Annotated in this window: 11 protein-coding genes; 7 read left to right on the forward strand and 4 right to left on the reverse strand. The window is 66.3% G+C overall.

Annotated elements, in window-relative coordinates; translation table 11 throughout:
- Positions 1–113: 113 nt before the first annotated feature.
- On the reverse strand, positions 114–2441 hold the full coding sequence (locus tag C8C98_RS06500; protein WP_147436336.1) for a hypothetical protein: 2328 nt from the start codon (positions 2439–2441) through the stop codon (positions 114–116).
- 339 nt (positions 2442–2780) lie between these two features.
- On the opposite strand from C8C98_RS06500, the gene rarD reads away from it, so the two are divergent.
- The 4 genes from rarD to C8C98_RS06520 all read left to right on the forward strand — a co-directional run bounded on the left by rarD (position 2781) and on the right by C8C98_RS06520 (position 9902).
- Entirely contained in the window at positions 2781–3734 is a 954-nt protein-coding gene (rarD, locus tag C8C98_RS06505; protein ID WP_121453597.1) for an EamA family transporter RarD, read from the forward strand.
- 141 nt (positions 3735–3875) lie between these two features.
- Positions 3876–4982: a YhcG family protein gene (locus C8C98_RS06510; protein ID WP_121453598.1), complete on the forward strand. Its 1107-nt coding sequence runs from the start codon at positions 3876–3878 to the stop codon at positions 4980–4982.
- A 133-nt stretch (positions 4983–5115) separates the two neighbouring features.
- The gene (gene sbcD / locus C8C98_RS06515) at positions 5116–6363 is read left to right on the forward strand and encodes an exonuclease subunit SbcD (protein WP_121453599.1); all 1248 of its coding nucleotides are present in this window, start codon (positions 5116–5118) and stop codon (positions 6361–6363) included.
- Positions 6360–9902, forward strand: coding sequence for an AAA family ATPase (locus C8C98_RS06520; protein ID WP_121453600.1), 3543 nt, complete (start codon positions 6360–6362; stop codon positions 9900–9902). The genes sbcD and C8C98_RS06520 overlap by 4 nt, the downstream gene beginning before the upstream one ends.
- Positions 9903–10457: 555 nt before the next feature.
- Here the strand turns inward: C8C98_RS06520 and C8C98_RS06525 are convergent.
- Positions 10458–11378, reverse strand: coding sequence for a LysR family transcriptional regulator (locus tag C8C98_RS06525; RefSeq protein ID WP_121453601.1), 921 nt, complete (start codon positions 11376–11378; stop codon positions 10458–10460).
- Positions 11379–11490: 112 nt separating this feature from the next.
- Here C8C98_RS06525 and C8C98_RS06530 point away from each other — a divergent pair, with 112 nt between their 5' ends.
- A complete protein-coding gene (locus tag C8C98_RS06530; RefSeq protein ID WP_121453602.1) occupies positions 11491–12327 on the forward strand; it encodes a pirin family protein in 837 nt (278 codons plus the stop codon).
- Positions 12328–12456: 129 nt separating this feature from the next.
- On the forward strand, positions 12457–13101 hold the full coding sequence (locus C8C98_RS06535) for an NADPH-dependent F420 reductase (RefSeq protein WP_121453603.1): 645 nt from the start codon (positions 12457–12459) through the stop codon (positions 13099–13101).
- A 229-nt stretch (positions 13102–13330) separates the two neighbouring features.
- On the opposite strand, the gene C8C98_RS22010 is transcribed toward C8C98_RS06535, so the two are convergent.
- On the reverse strand, positions 13331–14359 hold the full coding sequence (locus C8C98_RS22010; protein ID WP_233574469.1) for a hypothetical protein: 1029 nt from the start codon (positions 14357–14359) through the stop codon (positions 13331–13333).
- Positions 14360–14917: 558 nt separating this feature from the next.
- Between C8C98_RS22010 and C8C98_RS06545 the strand changes: the two genes are divergently transcribed.
- Entirely contained in the window at positions 14918–16111 is a 1194-nt protein-coding gene (locus tag C8C98_RS06545; RefSeq protein WP_121453604.1) for a Fic family protein, read from the forward strand.
- A 311-nt stretch (positions 16112–16422) separates the two neighbouring features.
- Here C8C98_RS06545 and C8C98_RS06550 read toward each other — a convergent pair whose 3' ends face one another.
- The gene (locus tag C8C98_RS06550) at positions 16423–17877 is read right to left on the reverse strand and encodes a Fic family protein (RefSeq protein ID WP_121453605.1); all 1455 of its coding nucleotides are present in this window, start codon (positions 17875–17877) and stop codon (positions 16423–16425) included.
- Positions 17878–17879 lie beyond the last annotated feature (2 nt).

Raw genomic sequence — 17879 nt, forward strand, 5'->3', positions numbered from 1 at the left:
CACGGCGCCATCAGCAAACCGTTGCCCCACCAGGGCGGGGCGTGGGTGAACGCAACCCTGAACGGTGGCTGCTGGCAAATCCCCAAGCCGCGCCTTGGCGGTAGGCGTCAGGATCACTGTGCGGGCTGGAGCGCCTGCAAGAAATCGGCATCCTGCCAATAGCGCTCAAAGTCGGTGTCGGCCATGAATTGCGCGCGTGGCTTGCCCAGACGGCTGGCTGCGCTGGCGGCCTGCAGCAGGCGGGGCTTGTCGCCCTGAACCGCGTGGTAGCAGGCCAGGTTGTAGGCCAGCGTGCCATTGCGCTGCTGCTGCACATCAAACGGCGGGGCCAGCAGCTGAGTCATCACGGCGTCCAAAAGGTCGCGGTGCTCGGGCATGTGGATGGCAAAGGCCAGCGCCTGGCTGGCAATCACGCCCTGGTTGTAGGCCAGGCTGCTGTCGGCCTGCACGGTGCTGGTGTGCGGGTGCACCTGCGCCAGGTAATGACGCACCAGCGTGGCCGACGAACCGAGCTGGCGCAGGTTGTTAAAGCGGTTGAGCACGTCGGCATAGGCCTCCGTGATGCGCGGCGCCAGCGATGGCGCGTTCTCGGCATATTGTGGGTGCTGCACCAGGGCCTGGGCCTGCTGCAAGAAGGCAGACAAGCCTGCCGCGCCTTTGGGCACGGCGGTCTCTTTGGCAGCCTCCAGCGGCTTCATCAAGGCCAGATAGGCGGGCGGCGGGGGTGGTGCCTCGCCCACCGGGCTCGACACGCGCACGGGCGGTACGGCGGGGCGCACCACCCATTCCCATTGCACCTGCGCCAGCGGCACCTCCAGCGGCGGGGGCGCGTTGCGAGCGCCGGGGGCGGGGCTGCGCACCAGCACCTGCAGTTGCTCCACCAGGGCCGGGTCGATGCGGGTGGCCCCGGCAGCGCCGGGGGGCAGGCGCAGCAGCAGCTCCAGCGGGGCGGGGTCTGGCGGGGGGCCGCGCCGGGCGCGTGCGCCCTGGCTGGCCTGGCCCTGCGGGTGCGCCTGCACGCGGGCCATGGCAGCCTGCACCTGCGCGGGCTGCAGGGTGATGCGCAGCACCGCATAGCCATCGTCGTCACCGGGCACATGCCAGCGCGCGGTGATGACCGATGGCAGCTGATGCAGGGCGGGCCACAGCGCATTCACGGGCACGACGGGCGGCATGTCGGGCATGGTCCGCAGCAGCGGCGGGCGCAGCCACTGGTGGGCGGGAAGCAAGGCGGCCACGCTCTGGCCCGCAGCGGTGGTGGGGGCCGGGTCAAACTCCACCGTACCCTGCACCGCCACGTGGCGGGTGGAGGGCCCCTCAAACACCGGGCGCCAGGCGGGCGCGGTGCGCTGGGCCTGCGGCACATCGGCCACGCCGCGCGGGCGCACCGCATACAGGCCCACGTCTTTTTCGTAGTACTTGCGCAGCTCGGTCTCGCCTGCGCGCTCGGCATAGGCACGCAGGTGCACGCTAAACAAAGGGCTGGCCAAAGAGTTGGCACCAGGCAGCGCGGCGGCGGGCTCCCACCACTGCATGTTGTACAGAAAGCGGTATTTGCCGTCTTCGTACGGCACAAACGCCTTGAACTGCACCACATCGTTGCTGCCCGGGCCCACACGCACGCGGGTGTGTGCATCGCCAAACCAGTAGCGTCCAGGCAACGAGCCGGGCACGCCCATGGACTTGAGGAGCACGCCCACCGTGGCTCCGAACAACTGCCCGCTCAACCCCTCCTCCAAGTGGTACTTGCGCCGGTCAAAGCCCACCACCTCTGCGCGCGGCTGTGGCTGGCCGTAGCCTTCAAAGCTGCCGGGCTCGACCTCGGTCCACAGCGCGGGGGCGGGTGCCAGCCCCTTGAAGCATGTGGCGGGCCAACGCAGCGCTTCGAGCACGCGGCTGTGGCGTCGGCACGAGGTGTCCACCAGCTCACGGTGGCGGCTGACGTCCATCTTCCAGGCCTTGCCGCCTTGCCACAGGTAGGCCCAGGCGCCCTGGTCGTTCTTGGCAAACTCGACCACCTCGGCCTGCTGCAGCGCGGCCACCACCTGCGCGGGAGTCAGGCCATTGCCATCGACCTGCGGGCCGTAGGGCTTGCGCTGCGCGTGGCCGGTGAAGACCCAGTCCACATAGCCTTCGGGCGAAAACATCAGCCCCGAGGCATACATGCCGCCGCGCGCATACACCGAGTCCAGCAGCACCCCCTGGTCGGTGAACTTCCAGAAGTACCCGCCCGCTGCGGCCACCACCTGCCGTGTGCGCGGCACGACAAACAGACCATCGACTTGGCCGTGCAGCAGCTTGCGCACCTCCAGCGTGGCAGAGCCTGCGGTGTTGTCCGACAGGCGAGGGAACGCATCCGGCGCGGTCTTGGCGCCCAGCAAAGAAGACAGCAAAGCCAGCATGGCAAACACACCTACGGAACGGATGGACGGAATATGCATGGTGCAGCACCGGGGGGGCCCGGCCCAAAGATCAACCCACAAGGTATCTGCCGGCCCCAGGGCCGCAATAGCAAGCACCAAGCCTGCCGCTGCGCATTGTGACTGCAGCGGCCAACGCCGTGCCGCCCGGCTTCCCCGGCTCTCCCCCGCCCACCGCGTGTACAGCGTGCGCTGGGTCGGTTCGTGATACCGTGCAGCCCCTTGCCCAGCAGCCGCCGAAGCGGGTGCCGAAGCAGGCACCAAAGCGAACCGGAAGCGGGACCGATGCGGTACCGAAGCGGAACCTGCACTGCCCGGCATGAATGCACCTTTTCTGTCACACACCTCACCCACTTCTCCATGTCCAGCGGCATCCTCTACGGCCTGTCGGCCTATGTCTTGTGGGGCCTGTTCCCCCTGTTCTTCAAGCAACTGCAGGCCGCCACGGCGCTGGAAGTGGTGCTGCACCGCATGGTGTGGTCGCTGGTGTTTGTGCTCATCGTGCTGGCGGTGCTTCGCCGCTTTGCCTGGCTGGGCGACGTGCGCCGCAGCCCGGCCCTGGTGGGCAAGTTTGCGGTGTCGGCGCTGCTGCTGGCGGGCAACTGGCTCAGCTACATCTGGGCGGTGAACAACGGGCATGTGCTGGACGCCAGCCTGGGCTACTTCATCCTGCCGCTCATCAACGTGGCGCTGGGCTTTGCCTTTTTGCACGAACGCCCGCGCAAAGCCCAGTGGGCAGCCTTTGCCCTGGCCGCCAGTGGCGTGCTGTGGATGGCGGTGCAATCGGGCCATGTGCCGTGGCTGGCGCTGCTGATCGCCATGACGTTTGGCTTTTACGGCCTGATGCGCAAAACAGCCACGCTGGGCGCGCTGGAGGGCATGTCGCTGGAAACCATGCTGCTGGCCCCACTGGCCCTGGTGGCCTTGCTGTGGGGCGGCCTGGGCATGGGCGCTGCAGGCCCATCAAGTGCAGCAGGCGCCCTGGGCGCCTGGCCTGCGCACGACGCGCACACCTGGATGTTCTTTGTGCTCAGCGGCCCTGTCACCGCCATCCCGCTGCTGCTGTTTGCCGCAGGCGCGCGGCGCGTGCCGCTGTCCACCATGGGGTTCTTGCAGTACATCACCCCGTCCATCCTGGCGCTGATGGGCGTGTTCCTCTACGGCGAAACCTTCGCCGGCCCGCGCGCCGTGGGCTTTGTGCTGATCTGGGTAGCGCTGGCGCTGTACACGGCCGAGGGGCTGTGGTCGGGGCGGCGGGCAGCGAAACTGGCAACACACACCGAAGCAGAAGGCGCCGCACAGCCAGCGCGTTGACGTGCGCAGCCCTGCGCTCGCGGCAAGGGCAGCGTGCAGCGGCAAGCCAGCGCAGGCGTGGTGCATACGCCCAAAACACTGTGTAAAAATCCAGCTTTTCGCGCCCTTTGCACCCTTTGCCCCGCTACCGAGGATTCAGGCATGCCGAAAACGCCCCGCACCGCTCCCGTTGCTGCCAACCCCACCTCTGCGCTGTTCACCCGCATCCGCTCGCTCATCGAATCGGCCCGCAACACCATTGCGCGGGGTGTCGATCTGGTGCAGGTGCACACCAATTTCGAGATTGGGCGGCACATTGTCGAGTTTGAGCAGCAGGGTGAGGATCGTGCGGAATACGGCAAGGCCGTACTCAAGCAATTGGCCGAACGCTTAAGCACCGAGTTTGGAAGCGGCTTTTCCGTCACCAACCTCAAGCTCATGCGGCAGTTCTATGTGCTGTACTCCCCCCGAATAGGTCAGACGCTGTCTGACCTTTCTGTGCTTCACACGCCTGGAACCATAGGTCAGACACTGTCTGGCTTATTGGGCACAGACACCAGCAAACGCCCCTTCACACTCAGCTGGTCTCACTATGTCTTTCTGCTGGGCATCCAGAAAGCCGAGGAACGCAGCTTCTACGAGATCGAATCCACCCAGCAAAACTGGACTTTGCGGGATTTGCGGCGCCAGTTTCAGAGCGGACTCTACGAACGACTGGCCCTGAGCCGCGACCCAGAAGGTATCCGCCAACTGGCGCAGCAAGGGCAAACCGTCAGCCGCGCCAGCGACTTGCTCAAGGAGCCCTTGGTGCTGGAGTTCCTGGGCCTGTCCGAGCAGGCCCGTTTTTCCGAGTCCGACCTGGAGGCCGCCATCATCAGCCAGATTGAGCGCTTCCTGTTGGAGCTAGGCAAAGGCTTTCTGTTCGAAGCACGACAAAAGCGCTTCACGTTCGATGACGAGCACTTTTTTGTAGACCTGGTCTTCTACAACCGCTTGCTGCGCTGCTATGTGCTCATCGACCTCAAGCTGGGCAAACTCACGCACCAGGACTTGGGACAGATGCAGATGTACGTCAACTACTTTGACCGCTACGTCAAAACCGACACCGAAGCAGCCACGGTCGGCATCGTGCTGTGCAAGAAAAAGCACGAGGCACTGGTGGAGATAACCCTGCCCAAAGACGCCAACATCCACGCCAAGGAATACCAGCTCTACCTGCCCAGCAAAGAAGACCTGCAACGCAAGCTGGCGGAATGGGCAGAGATATAAAGTGAAATAGGCCTGCAGCGCTTTATTTATAAGCGCTGAAAGCTATTAAAACCATAGTATTTTCAACCACTCTGGCGGCAGGCTTCAGGCCCCGCTTTGGCCACACCACCGCCCCACCACAACCTCCCGCCCCATGCGCATCCTCCACACCTCCGACTGGCACCTGGGCCAGCACTTCATGGGCAAGAGCCGCCAGGCCGAACACCAGGCGCTGATCGACTGGCTGCTGGTGCAGGTCGATACGCACGCGGTGGACGCGGTGCTGATTGCCGGCGACATCTTTGACACCGGCGCGCCCCCCAGCTACGCCCGCGAGCTGTACAGCCACTTGGTGGTGAGCCTGCACCGCGCAGGCGTGGCGCTGCTGCTGCTGGGCGGCAACCATGACTCGGTCGCCACACTGGGCGAAAGCCGCGCGCTGCTGGCGGTGCTGAACGCCTCCGTGGTGGCTTCTGTGAACGAGCCCGCAGACCATGTGGTGGTGTTGCCCCGGCGCGGAGAAAGCGCTGGCGCTGGCGAGCCCGGTTGCATCGTCTGCGCCGTGCCCTTCATCCGCCCGCGCGATGTGTGGCAAAGCCAGGCGGGGCAAAGCGCGCAGGACAAGCAACAGTCCCTGCAAGCAGCCCTCCAGGCCTATTACCAGGCGGTGGTGGATGCAGGCCGCGCCCGGCAAGCGCAGTTACAGCAGGCGCTGGGCCGAGTGGTGCCGCTCATCGCCACCGGCCACCTCACCACCGTGGGGGCAAGCAGCAACGACTCGGTGCGCGAGATTTATGTGGGCTCGCTCGACGCGTTTCCCACCGCCGCGTTTCCGCCCGTGGACTACATCGCCCTGGGCCACATCCACCAGCCGCAAAAGGTGGGCGGGCTCGATCACATCCGCTACTGCGGCTCGCCCATACCGCTGGGGTTTGACGAAGCCAAGCAGCAAAAAGAAGTGCTGCTGGTGGACCTGGACGCCACCGGCCTGGCCGCCGTCACTGCGCTGCCCGTGCCGCGCTTTCAGGCGCTGATCTCGGTGGCCGGCAACCTAGCGACGCTGCCCAGCGCCATCACCGCCGCCGCGTTGGAAGGCACGGCCGAGCAGCCCGCCTGGCTGGAGGTGACCGTGGCCGAAGACGACTACCTGCAAGACCTGCCCGAGCGCATCAACGCCATGGTGCTGGGCCTGCCCGTGGAGGTGCTGCGCGTGCGCCGCCAGCGCACCAGCGCCGCTGCCGCGCTGCAGTCGGCCACCCAGGAGACGCTGGACGAGCTGAGCCCCCACGACGTGTTTGCCCGCCGCCTGGCCGCCGAAGCTCTGGCGCCCGAGCTGCAGCAGGCGCTGGAGCAGCGCTACCGCACCGTCGTGCAAGGCATCACCGAAGGCGGCGCGGCATGAAGATACTGAAGCTGCGCCTGAAAAACCTGAACTCGCTCAAGGGCGAGTGGGCCATCGACTTCACCCAGCCGCCGTTCACCGAGAACAGCCTGTTCGCCATCACCGGCCCCACGGGCGCGGGCAAGTCCACGCTGCTCGACGCCATCTGCCTGGCGCTGTACCACCAGACGCCGCGCCTCAGTAGCGTCTCCAAATCAGCCAACGACCTCATGACACGCCACACCGCCGACTGCCTGGCCGAGGTGGAGTTTGAAGTGAAGGGCACCGTGTACCGCGCCTTCTGGAGCCAGCGCCGCGCCCGCGACAAGGTGGACGGCGCCCTGCAAGACCCCAAGGTCGAGCTGGCCCAGGTCGACCCGGCCACCGGCCTGGGCACCATCCTCAGCAGCCAGACCAATGACAAGCTGCGGCGCGTGGCCGACATCACGGGCCTGGACTTTGGGCGCTTCACGCGGTCCATGCTGCTGGCGCAGGGGCAGTTTGCGGCCTTCCTCAACGCCAGTGCCAACGACCGCGCCGAGCTGCTGGAAGAACTGACCGGCACCGACATCTACGGCGAAATCTCCCGCCGCGTGTTTGAGCAAGCGCGCGATGCCCGCGAGCAACTGGGCCAGCTCCAAGCCCGCGCCGACGGCGTGGAGCTGCTGCCCGCCGAGCGCATCGCCGCCATGCAGGCCGAAGTAGACGGCTGGACCCAAACGCTGACCACCGTGCAGCAAGCCCAGGCCACCACCAGCGCGCAGCGCCAGTGGCACATCGACCTGGCGCAAGGCGCGCAGGCCGTGGCAGACGCCGCCACCGGCCAGCGACAAGCCAGCGCCGCACTGCAAGCCGCCGCCCCAGACCTGCAACGCCTGGCCGACAGCGAGCCCGCCCAGGCCCTGCGCGCGCCGCACGCCGCCTGGCAGCAGGCGCAGGCCGCCTGCCAGGCCAGCCATGCCCTGCTGGCCACGCTGCAGGCCCAGCACCAGCAGGAAGGAGCACTGCACACGCAACACCACCACACCGCCGCCGCGCTGGCCCAGCGCGTGGCCCGGGCCGCGCAGGCCGCACTGGCGCAGGCCCAGGCTGCACAGCAGCGCCACGCAGACTACTGCGCCACCCACGCCCAGCACGCGCACCTGGGCGAACGCCTGGGCGCATGGCGCCAGCAGTTTGCGCAGCAGCAAACGCTGCATGCGCTGCGGGCCGAGCAGCAGCAGGCCCTGCAAACGCTGCAGGCCACCGTCGCCCAGCGCAGCGAGCAGGTCGTCACCCAAAGCATCCAGGTGGAGGGCGCCACACACGCCCAGGCCGCTGCCGCCGCCGCATTGCACGCCGCACAGGCAGACCACGCCGACACGCTGGGCGGCCACAGCATCGCCACGCTGCGCGAGCGCTGGCAACACGCCCAAGGCCATGTCGCCGCGTGGCAGCAAGTCCAGCAGCAGGCGCAGCAACGGCGCGAACTGGCCGAGCAGCACACCGCCCTGGCGGCTGAAGCGCAGCGCCTGCACACCACCGCGGCCGAGCACGAAGCCACGCGCCAAACCCTGCGCGCCCAGTACAACAGCCTGAAGGAACAGGTGGCCGACAAGCGCCAACTGCTGGAGCAAGAGCGCCGCATCCAAAGCCTGGACCAGCACCGCCACGCCCTGCAACCCGGCCAGCCCTGCCCGCTGTGCGGCGGCACGGAGCACCCCGCCATCGAGGCTTACCAGGCGCTGGACGTATCCGCCACCGAGGCCGCGCTGCAGCACAAGCAGGCTGAGCTAGAAGCGGTGACCGAGCGGGGGCTGGCAATCAACCAAGCGCTGACCACCAGCCAAACCCGGCTGGCCGAACGCCTGGAGCAGCAGCGCGCCACCGACCAGCGCATCACGCAGTGGGAGGCCGACTGGGCCGCCTGCATTGCGCCTCTGAACACACAGGACACACCGAACGCGCTGCACCCTGAGGACTGGCAGCACGCCGACCGCATCGCCACAGGCCACAGCGCCGCGCAAGCCACGCTGGCCCAACTGGAAGGCGCCCTGCACCGCGCCGAGGCCGCAGCCCAGCGCGTGCAGCAAGCCCAGGCCACAGCCACCCAGTGCGACCAGGCCCTGCACGCCGCCACGCACCAGCTGGCACTGCAGCAGCAGGCCGCAGCCGAAGCCCAGGCGCGCCACGCCGCGCTGGCCAACACGCTTGCCGCCACCGAGGCCGAAGGCACCGCTCTGCAGGCCCAACTGCAAACCGCCCTGCACGCCGCAGGCTACGAGCTGCCCGCCAACCCCGCCCCCTGGCTGCAAGCGCGCGAAGCCGAATGGCAGCGCTGGCGCGACACCCAGGCCGAGCTGCAGGCGCTGGCCCACAGCATCACGCGGCTGCAGGCGCAATGCGACGCCGCGCAAGCCCAGGCCCAGCAATGGGCGCAGCGCTGCGCTGCGCTGCAGGCGTCTGCGCACGGCGCTACAGACACCACCGCCGCAGCGCAGGGCCCCAACGCTAACGCGAACGCCACCGATGCCGACGTGCACGCCGACGAGCGAGACCTGTGGGACGAAACCCGCGACGACGACGCCCCCGCCGCCCTGCAAGCCAGCATCGACGCCATTGACCGCCTACAGCGCACCCTGGCCGCGTTAGAGGGCCGCCAGGCCCAGGCGCAAGCCACGCTGGCCCAGCAAACCGCTGACCTGCAAGCGGCGGCCCAGGCATGGCACACGGCACTGCAGGCCAGCCCATTTGCCGACCTGCCCGCCTTTGAAGCCGCCTTGCTGCCCGAGCCCGAACGCCAGCGCTTGGCCGCCCTAAAGGACGCGTTGCTGGCCGCACAGCAACGCGCCGACGCCCTGCTGCAAGCCGCACAGGCCCGCCACGCAGCGCTGCAGGCGCAGGCCCTCACGCCAAACACACTGGACGAGCTGACCGCCCGCCTCGCAGATCTGGAAGCGCAGCGCAGCGCCTTGAGCGAACAGATCGGCGCCCACCGCGCCCTGCTGGCCCAAGACGCGCAGCAGCGCACCCAACAGCAAGCCCTGTTCGCACAAATCAGCGCGCAGACGGCCGACACCGATGTGTGGCAGCGGCTGGACGCGCTGATCGGCTCTGCCAAGGGCGACAAATTCCGCAAGTTCGCCCAGGGCCTCACGCTCGACCACCTGCTGCAACTGGCCAACCAGCACCTGCTGCGCCTGCATGGCCGCTACCTGCTGCGCCGCAAATCGACCGGCGAGCTGGAACTGGAGATCGTGGACGCCTGGCAAGGCGACGTGGCACGCGACACGCGCACCCTGTCGGGCGGCGAAGGCTTTCTGGTCAGCTTGGCATTGGCCCTGGCGCTGTCTGACTTGGTGAGCCACAAGACCTCCATCGACTCGCTATTTCTGGACGAAGGCTTTGGCTCGCTGGACGGCGACACGCTGGAGGTGGCGCTGACGGCGCTCGATTCGCTCAACGCCAGCGGCAAGATGATCGGCATCATCAGCCACGTAGAGGCGCTGAAGGAGCGCATCCCAGCGCAGATCCGCGTGGTGAAGGGTGGGGGCGTCGGGCACTCGCGGCTGGTGGTGTAGGGCAGCCACCAGAAGTATCCGTTCGGGCTGAGCCTGTCGATGCCTTGCGCAGCGCTTCGACAGGCTCAGCGTGAACGGTTTGAGTAGGTTCGCGCCGGATGAATAGGCGCGCAGCGGGCCGCCCCAGGCCCGAACCATGCCCTTGAAACCGTTGGGCCTCGTGACCCCCATCCCCGTTCGGGCTGAGCCTGTCGAAGCCTCGCGCAGCGCTTCGACAAGCTCAGCGTGAACGGTTTGAGTAGTTCGTGCCGGATCAAGAGGCCCGCAGCAGGCCCGCACTGTGCCCTTTAAACCGTCGGGCTTCGTGACACCCATACCCGTTCGAGCTGAGCCTGTCGAAGCCTTGCGCAGCGCTTCGACAAGCTCAGCGTGAACGGTTCCAGTAGGTTCGTGTCGGATCAATAGGCCCGCGCCAGGCCCGCACCAAGGCCGCACTGCGCCCTTTAAACCGCTGGGCCTCGTGACCACTCATACCCGTTCGGGCTGAGCCTGTCGAAGCCTTGCGCGGCGCTTCGACAAGCTCAGCGTGAACGACTCCAGTGACCTCATGCCTTATCAACCCTCCCCCTGCGGCGGCAGTTCCTGCATCGCGCCCATCTTGCTGATGACCAGGTCAATGAACGCGGACACCGCCAAAGGCAGGTAGCGTCGGCTGGGGTAGACCATGTGCACGCCGTGGCCGCGCTGGTGGTACTGGGGCAGCACGGGCACCAGCAGGCCCTCGCGCAGGTCGCGCTGCGTCAGCGTAGAGGGCAGCAGCGCAATGCCCAGGCCCGCCAGCGCGGCCTTGCGCAGGCCCTGCGCCGTGTTGCCACTGAAGCGGCCTGACACCTGCACCTCGGCCGGGGCGTTGTCTGGCCCCGTCACGCGCCAGGTGGCCTTGCCGCTGGGGTGGCCAAACACCAGGCAGTCGTGGTGGGCCAGGTCTTGCAGCGTGGCGGGCACACCCCGGCGGGCGATGTAGGCCGGGCTGGCCACCAAGCCGTCGCTGCCCGCATCCAGCACCTTGCGGGCAAACAGGCCCGAGTCTTCCAAAATGCCGCCCCGAAACGCCACGTCAATACGGTCTGCAATCAGGTCGGCGCGGCCGTCGCTCAGCACAAAGTCCACCCGCACCTTGGGGTGTGCGACCAAGAACTCGGTCAGCCACTCCATCGCAAAAAAGTCCAGAAAGTCGGCCGGGGCCGCCACCCGCACCAGGCCGCTGGGCTCCTGGTTCACGGCCAGCAACTCCTCGCCCGCGTCCATCAGCCCTTCCACCGCGCCGCTGCAGCGCTCCAGAAACACCTGCCCCGCGCTGGTGAGCGTGAGGTTGCGGGTAGAGCGTTGCATGAGCCGCGTGCCCAGCTGCGCTTCGAGCTGCTGCACCCGGCGGCTCAGCGTATTGGGCGGCACACCCAGGCGGCGCGAGGCCTCGGCAAAGCTGCCGCAGCGCACCACCTGCACAAAGATGGCCACGTCGTTCAGGTCCAGCATGGGCACATTCCTTCCGTTTATGGACGAGTGCAATCATATTGCGCTATCTAGTCAATCAATCGATGAATTTTTAAGCTACAGGCATTACTTCAACACCTCCAAGGTACCCCTGATGTCTGCACCCGCTACCGCCCCCCGCGCCATCGCCCACCGCACCCGGGGCACCACGCACGGCCCCATCACCCGCCTCATGAGCCCTGGCGACCTGGGCCAGGCGCTCAAGCCCTTCATCTTTTTGGACCTGGTGCATTTCACGCCCGGCGCAGCGCAGCAGGGCTTTGGCATGCACCCCCACTCGGGCATTGCCACCGTCACGTTCTTGTCGCAAGGCGATGTGCGCTACGAAGACAGCACCGGCCAAGCGGGCCTGCTGCCTGCGGGCGGTGTGGAATGGATGCGTGCCGGCAACGGCGTATGGCACACCGGCGCCCCCGTGGGCGATGCACCGGGCGTGGGCTTTCAGCTGTGGGTGGCGCTGCCCGCCGCGCTAGAAAACGCCCCCGCCCAAAGCCAGTACCTGGCCCCCGAGCTGGTGCCGCAGGTGGGCCCGGTGCGCGTGCTGATGGGTGCCTACGGCCCAGCGCACAGCCCCGTGGCGGCGCCCGAAGGCATGACCTACCTGGCCGTGCGCCTGGCCCAGGGCGAACGCTGGACCTACACCCCGCCCACCGACCACACCGTAGCGTGGGCGGCCATAGCCACCGGCGCGCTGACGGCGGGCGAAGCCATTGCCGCCGGCGAGCTGGTGGCGTTTGAGCCCTCCGGCCAAAGCATTGAATGTGTGGCCACCGAAGCCACCAGCTTTGTGCTGGGCTCTGCCGTGCCACACCCGCATGAGCTGGTCATGGGCCGCTATTCGGTGCACACCAGCGCGGCCACCCTGGCGCAGGGCGAGACAGAAATCCGCCGCATTGCCGGGCAACTGCGCCAAGCCGGGCGGCTGGGTTAACCCCTTTCATCCCCCCTTTCCACATTCGACTTTTCACTTTCCCGTTCCCGCTCTCCTTACTTTCACTTCCCGTTCCCTTTCCGTTCCCTTTCCCTCCACCCACTTCACTTATTTACCAAGGAAAACATCATGAACATCGGCATCATCGGCTCTGGCGGTCTCGGCTCTAACGTGGCACGCGCATTGGCCAGCAAAGGCCTGTCGGCCACCATTTCCACCCGGCGCGGCCCGGAATCTTTGGCCACGCTGGTGGCTGAACTGGGCCCCACCATCAAAGCGGGCACCGTGGCTGAAGCTGCCGCCGCAGACATCGTGCTCATCGCCGTGCGCTGGGAAGACCTTGGCCAGGCCCTGGGTAGCCTGCCCGCGTGGAACGGCCGCATCGTCATCGACGGCACCAACCCCGTGGAGTTTCTGGACCCCAACTCGCCCGCCGCCAAAGACCCCAGCAACCCGCTGGCGGCCTACGGCATCAAGGCCATTGACCTGGGCGGCCGCTCGTCCAGCGAAGTGTTCAGCGAATTTGTGCCCGGCGCCCGTGTGGTCAAGGCGTTCAACCACCTGGACGTGAACGTGCTGGCCCAGCCCCAGGTCTCTGGCGGCCAACGCGCCATGTTCTACGCGGGTGACGACGCAGCCGCCAAGGCCGAAGTGCGCAAGGTGCTGGACGCCATTGGCTACTTCCCGGTGGACCTGGGCACGCTGGCCGTGGGCGGCCGCCTGTCAGAGCTGCCGTTTGGCGCGTTGTCGGCCAGCCAGTTCATCAAGATCTGAGGCGGAGTGCCCAGCCGGGCACTGGCAGGCTCCGGGGGCAAGTTGTGCCATGCAAATTTGGCGAATGGTTGCGGCCACATTGCTTGATGGGCTACACGCCTGCAGTTTGCCCAAGCCGTTTGGGCTGAGCGGGTTGAGCACGCCGAAGCCCCGCGCCGCGCTTCGAAGCGCTCAGCCCGAATGGTTTTTGAAGCCTCAAAGGGCCGAATCTATAGCCCATGGCGGCAAGCTATTTGTAGACCACGTTGTCGTCCACGCTGTACAGCACGCAAGCCTGCTGGGCCCGTTCTTCACAGCGCTTGAGGGCTTGCGCATTCACATCGTCCGCGCCGCCCGCCACCCAGGCCCAGTGCTTACGGGTAGGCGCCACCGCAAACGCGCGGGGTAGCGACGCCAGCAGGTAGCGCTGGTATTGCTCCAGACCCGCCGGCGCATCCAGGGGCAGCTTGTGCGAGGCGTCCAGCGCCGCATAGCCACTGGCGGGGAACTGGCGCGCGCGCTGCTTCTCGGGCAGCGCGTCCTGGTCAGGGCTGGCGATGCGGCGCTCGTCGGTGATCACGCCGCGCTCCAGCGCATGGGTGCCCAGCGCCTCGCAGCTGGTGACCTTTTGCGCCTGCAGCCCATCGCAGAAAAACACGCTGTGCCCCAGCGCGGGCGCCACATCGGGGTGGAAGAAGTTGGCCGCGCCCCTGTTCTTCTCGATCGCAATCCAGCGCTTGACCAGCGCTGGGTCGGCCTTGCCGTCCGAGTGCTTCAGTGTCCAGGCGTACAGCCCGCCTTGGCTCACAGCCTGTGGGTCCAGATTACCTTGCGCGTTGTAGTGCCCGTGGAAGCCCACATAGGTGCGGTCGGCCGGGTAGTCGTTGGTAAACACGCGCTGCTTGCCGCCCAAAAACATACGCGAACACGAGGAAATGCAGTAGCCCGACACTGCCGTCGTCACCCCCGCCTCGCGCAGCAGCTCACCCACCCGGTAGCCTGTCCAGGCATCGCCCCCATGCGAGTTGCGCAACACCACCAGGTCGATCTTGGGGTTGGCGGCAAAAGCGTCCTTCACCATCGCCAGATCCCCACCGATGACCGGGCCCGACAAGATGAGGGTGTTGCCATGGCTTGCCAGCGCCATCGCACCGGCGCTGCCGCCCGATAGCGCAGCCGCCCCCACCGCCAGCGCTGGCAGCAGCCCCGCAGCCAGCCGCCGCAGCGTGGTTCTTGTCTTGGCAAACACCATGGTGGAATCCTTTTTGTCATGCAGCAATGCACAGCGATGATGGTAGCGGCAGGCGTGTGCCTGCCGACCTGCATGCCTGAAGGCGGAATGCCGACAGTCGCCGCCACTGCCACTGCCGCTAAACGCAACGCCATATTGCATGCCAAATAGGCCGCTAGCGCTTATAGGCTGTGCGCTAGCAGCTACCAAAAGAGAAGCAATTGACTGCAAGGCAGATCCAGCGCAGGCATCGGCCCCGTGATCATGGTTGCTCCATTGATTTGTTCACTTCTATCGGTAAACGGCATTTTGGAAAATAACGATGGGTGCGGAACGGTGACGTGTGAACCGCACGCCCTGAGCGTGTCAAAGGGCTTCGACAAGCTCAGCCTGAACGGTTTTTGAAGCTTCAAAGGGCCGTATCAACAACGAAAACGACCCCACCTTGGGCGGGCGCTACAAAACGCAGAGCTTGTGGCCACCCGGCCGGTTATCACTGGTGCCGCCACCACAGGCAATAATCTTGGCAAAAAAGTTAGACAAATAAAAGAAAATCAATTTCAAATCATATAGTTACAAACACATTAATCTTGGCAAAATAGTCGGATGTACACCGAAGCCCATCAGTTCGAACCTCTGCTGCCAGCAGACGCCCGCATGGAACCCCTGCTGGCCAAAGCGCATGACCTGTCTCGGCTGGCCACCACCCTGGCGGGCACCCGTGTGCCGCCAGAGCTGCGCAGCCTGCTGCGCAGCATGAACTCCTACTACACCAACCGCATTGAGGGGCAGCACACCCGCCCGCACGAGATCGATCAAGCCCTGCGGCAAGACTTCTCCAAGGATGCTGCGCTGGCCGCCAAGCAGCGCCTGGCCATCGCCCACATCGAAGCCGAGCAGGCGCTGGAACACCGCTACGCCGGGCCTGAAGGCGCGGCCAGGCTGTATGCGCCAGAGGCACTACAAGACATTCACCACACCCTGTTTGCCCACCTGCCCGCCGCCGACCTGTTCACATCAGAGCAAGAGCCCATCGCCCCCGGTGCACTGCGCCAGCGCGATGTGCGCGTGGGCCAGCATGTAGCGCCAGCGCATGCCACCGTGCCCCTGTTTCTGCAGCGCTGGGCGGCTTTTTATGGTGGCGTGCGCCGTGGCGAGGCAGCTTTGGTAGCGCTGGCCTGCGCGCACCAGCGGCTGGGCTGGGTGCACCCCTTTGTCGATGGCAATGGGCGCGTTATGCGGCTGCACACCCACACCTGGCTCACGGCCATGGGCTACACCGGCGGGCTGTGGTCGCCCCTGCGCGGCTTTGCGCGCAGCACCGAGCGCTATTACGCGCTGCTGGCCGACGCCGACAGCCTGCGCCGTGGCGACCTGGACGGGCGCGGCAACCTGAGCGAGCAAGCCCTCATTGCGTGGGCCGACTACGTGCTCGACACCTGCCTGGACCAAGTGCGCTTCATGGCCGGCCTGCTGGACTTTGATGCCATCAAATCCCGCATCGAAGCCTGCCTGGTGTTTGAAGCCACCGTGCTCAAACAAGGCGTGCGCCAAGAGGCCCTGCGCGGCCTGCACTACCTGTTCTTAAGTGGCGAAGACATGCCGCGCGGCGAATTCAAAGCCATGCTGGGCATGAGCGACCGAGGCGCCACCGACGCACTGGGCGCACTGGTCAAACGCGGCCTGCTCAAGTCCGACTCGCCCCAAGGCAAAGTGCGCTTTGGCCTGCCGCAGCACGCGCTGCGCTTCATGTTTCCGCAGCTGTGGCCCGAGGCGGAGGCGGATTCGGCGAATGTTTGAGACCAAATGGCTTGATGAGCGACACGCCTCCCATTTGCCCCAACCGTTCGGGCTGAGCTTGTCGAAGCCAGGGCGCTTTGGCGCACAGCCCTTCGACAGGCCTGGGGCAAACGGTCTTGTCTGGGCAGGCACCTCATCAGGCCCAATTGGCCTCTAGCGCCCGTACCAAAAGCGCTAAATGCTATTAATTTAGTAGCTAGCGCGGCTCACAAAACTCAGCGCAGCGGCCTTGGCTAGGCGTTGCGTCGCAGGCAGTACGTGAGGTACGACAAGACGGAACAACGACGCCAAGGGTGTTTTGTGAGCCGCTCTCAATCTGCAGCCTGCGCCTTCCACGCTGCAAACTCCGAGGGCCGCAACCCGTAGCGCGCCAACACGCCTTCGTGCAGGCGGCGCAGTTCATCCACCGTGATGGACAACACAGCGGCACGGTCAGGCTCGGGCACCCGGGCGGCCACTGCCTGGGCCATCAAAGGCATGGCATCCTCACCCGGGCGCATCACCACCGCGTGAACGGTCTGCTTGATCACATCGCGGTAGGCCAGGCGAACGGGGTCGGGCTCGGCCAGGTCTTGTTTGATGGCCAGGTACTCCTGCGTAGAGCGCTCGTACGCCCACACAAACACGTCGCGCAGCAGCTCCACGCGGGTCAACTCGTACACGCCCAACACCGCGCGGCTGTAGGCGGCCTCGGGCACATCCACAAAGGTCAACGGGCACAGGTTGGCGCGAAACAACGGCAAGTTGGCGATGAGCCGCGAGGTGCGCTTGTTGATGTCGGCAAAGGGTTGCAAATACGGCACGTGCACCAGCATAAAAAACGCCTGCTCGAACGGGTCGCCAATCTGGCTGGCCTTCGTCAGCAGCATGGCCAATGCCTCGTCGATTTGCTGCGGCACCGACAAGGGGCGAAACACGCTCTTGCCAATCTCTACGATGTGCTGGCGCACGCGCCCTTCGTCCGCCGGGTTGGGCAACAGGTTTTCAGACAACGCAGCGTGCAGGTTCAGCAGCGTGTAGCGGTCAAACCCGGCCGCGCTCGCACTGCCCTGCCGCTCCACGCTCTCCACCAGCCACTCGATGGCGGTCTTGTGGTTCAGGATCATTTGCGTCTCTGTGGCCGCCTTGCCGTGTGCCACCTGCCCGTGCTCAATCAACGCCCGCGTATCCAGCCGCGAATAGGTGTTGCCCTCCAGCTGGCTGGACGCCCACGACAGGTCGATGAGCAGCCGGTTCAGGATGGCGCGGCTGTAAGTGCCTGCGGGCTCACCAGCCTGCGCCGTGTGCCCCATGTTGTGTAACTGGCGGCGCAGCGGAGCAGGCAGATACCAAGTCAGGTTGGGCTCGTACGCCTGCAGAAAATCGCGCTGATACCCTACGGGCTTGCGCGACGACAGAGGCTGGTCCACATAGTCCAGCACGTCGCGGCTGTCGGCAGACAAAGGGATGGTGGCAGGGAAGTGGTCCGCCGTGCCTTGCGCCCTGTTCGCCAAGTTCGCCGCGTTCGACCTGTTGGCGCTGGCGGCCTGCGCACTTGCCACATACCGCCGCGCGCGCGCCTGGCCAACCGCCACGATATGCCCCCCGGCCACCCACCCCGCCAGCAACCGCTGGGCCGTGCGGCGCGACACATCAGGGTGCAACGCCAACAACTGCGCCAAACCGAGTCCGTCGGGGGCGCCTTGAATGCTTTGCAGCAAGGGGGACGCCAGCGGCGGAACTGTCGGATGCGGCGGATATGGCGCTGGCGCGATTTCGGGCTTCATGG

It is taken from the genome of Acidovorax sp. 106, assembly GCF_003663825.1.
GTDB lineage: Bacteria > Pseudomonadota > Gammaproteobacteria > Burkholderiales > Burkholderiaceae_C > Acidovorax.

Bases quoted from the DNA above. Each gene is read 5' to 3' on its own strand.
- C8C98_RS06500 (WP_147436336.1), bottom strand. From the start codon at position 2,441: ATGCATATTCCGTCCATCCGTTCCGTAGGTGTGTTTGCCATGCTGGCT.
- rarD (WP_121453597.1), top strand. From the start codon at position 2,781: ATGTCCAGCGGCATCCTCTACGGCCTGTCGGCCTATGTCTTGTGGGGC.
- C8C98_RS06510 (WP_121453598.1), top strand. From the start codon at position 3,876: ATGCCGAAAACGCCCCGCACCGCTCCCGTTGCTGCCAACCCCACCTCT.
- sbcD (WP_121453599.1), top strand. From the start codon at position 5,116: ATGCGCATCCTCCACACCTCCGACTGGCACCTGGGCCAGCACTTCATG.
- C8C98_RS06520 (WP_121453600.1), top strand. From the start codon at position 6,360: ATGAAGATACTGAAGCTGCGCCTGAAAAACCTGAACTCGCTCAAGGGC.
- C8C98_RS06525 (WP_121453601.1), bottom strand. From the start codon at position 11,378: ATGCTGGACCTGAACGACGTGGCCATCTTTGTGCAGGTGGTGCGCTGC.
- C8C98_RS06530 (WP_121453602.1), top strand. From the start codon at position 11,491: ATGTCTGCACCCGCTACCGCCCCCCGCGCCATCGCCCACCGCACCCGG.
- C8C98_RS06535 (WP_121453603.1), top strand. From the start codon at position 12,457: ATGAACATCGGCATCATCGGCTCTGGCGGTCTCGGCTCTAACGTGGCA.
- C8C98_RS06545 (WP_121453604.1), top strand. From the start codon at position 14,918: ATGTACACCGAAGCCCATCAGTTCGAACCTCTGCTGCCAGCAGACGCC.
- C8C98_RS06550 (WP_121453605.1), bottom strand. From the start codon at position 17,877: ATGAAGCCCGAAATCGCGCCAGCGCCATATCCGCCGCATCCGACAGTT.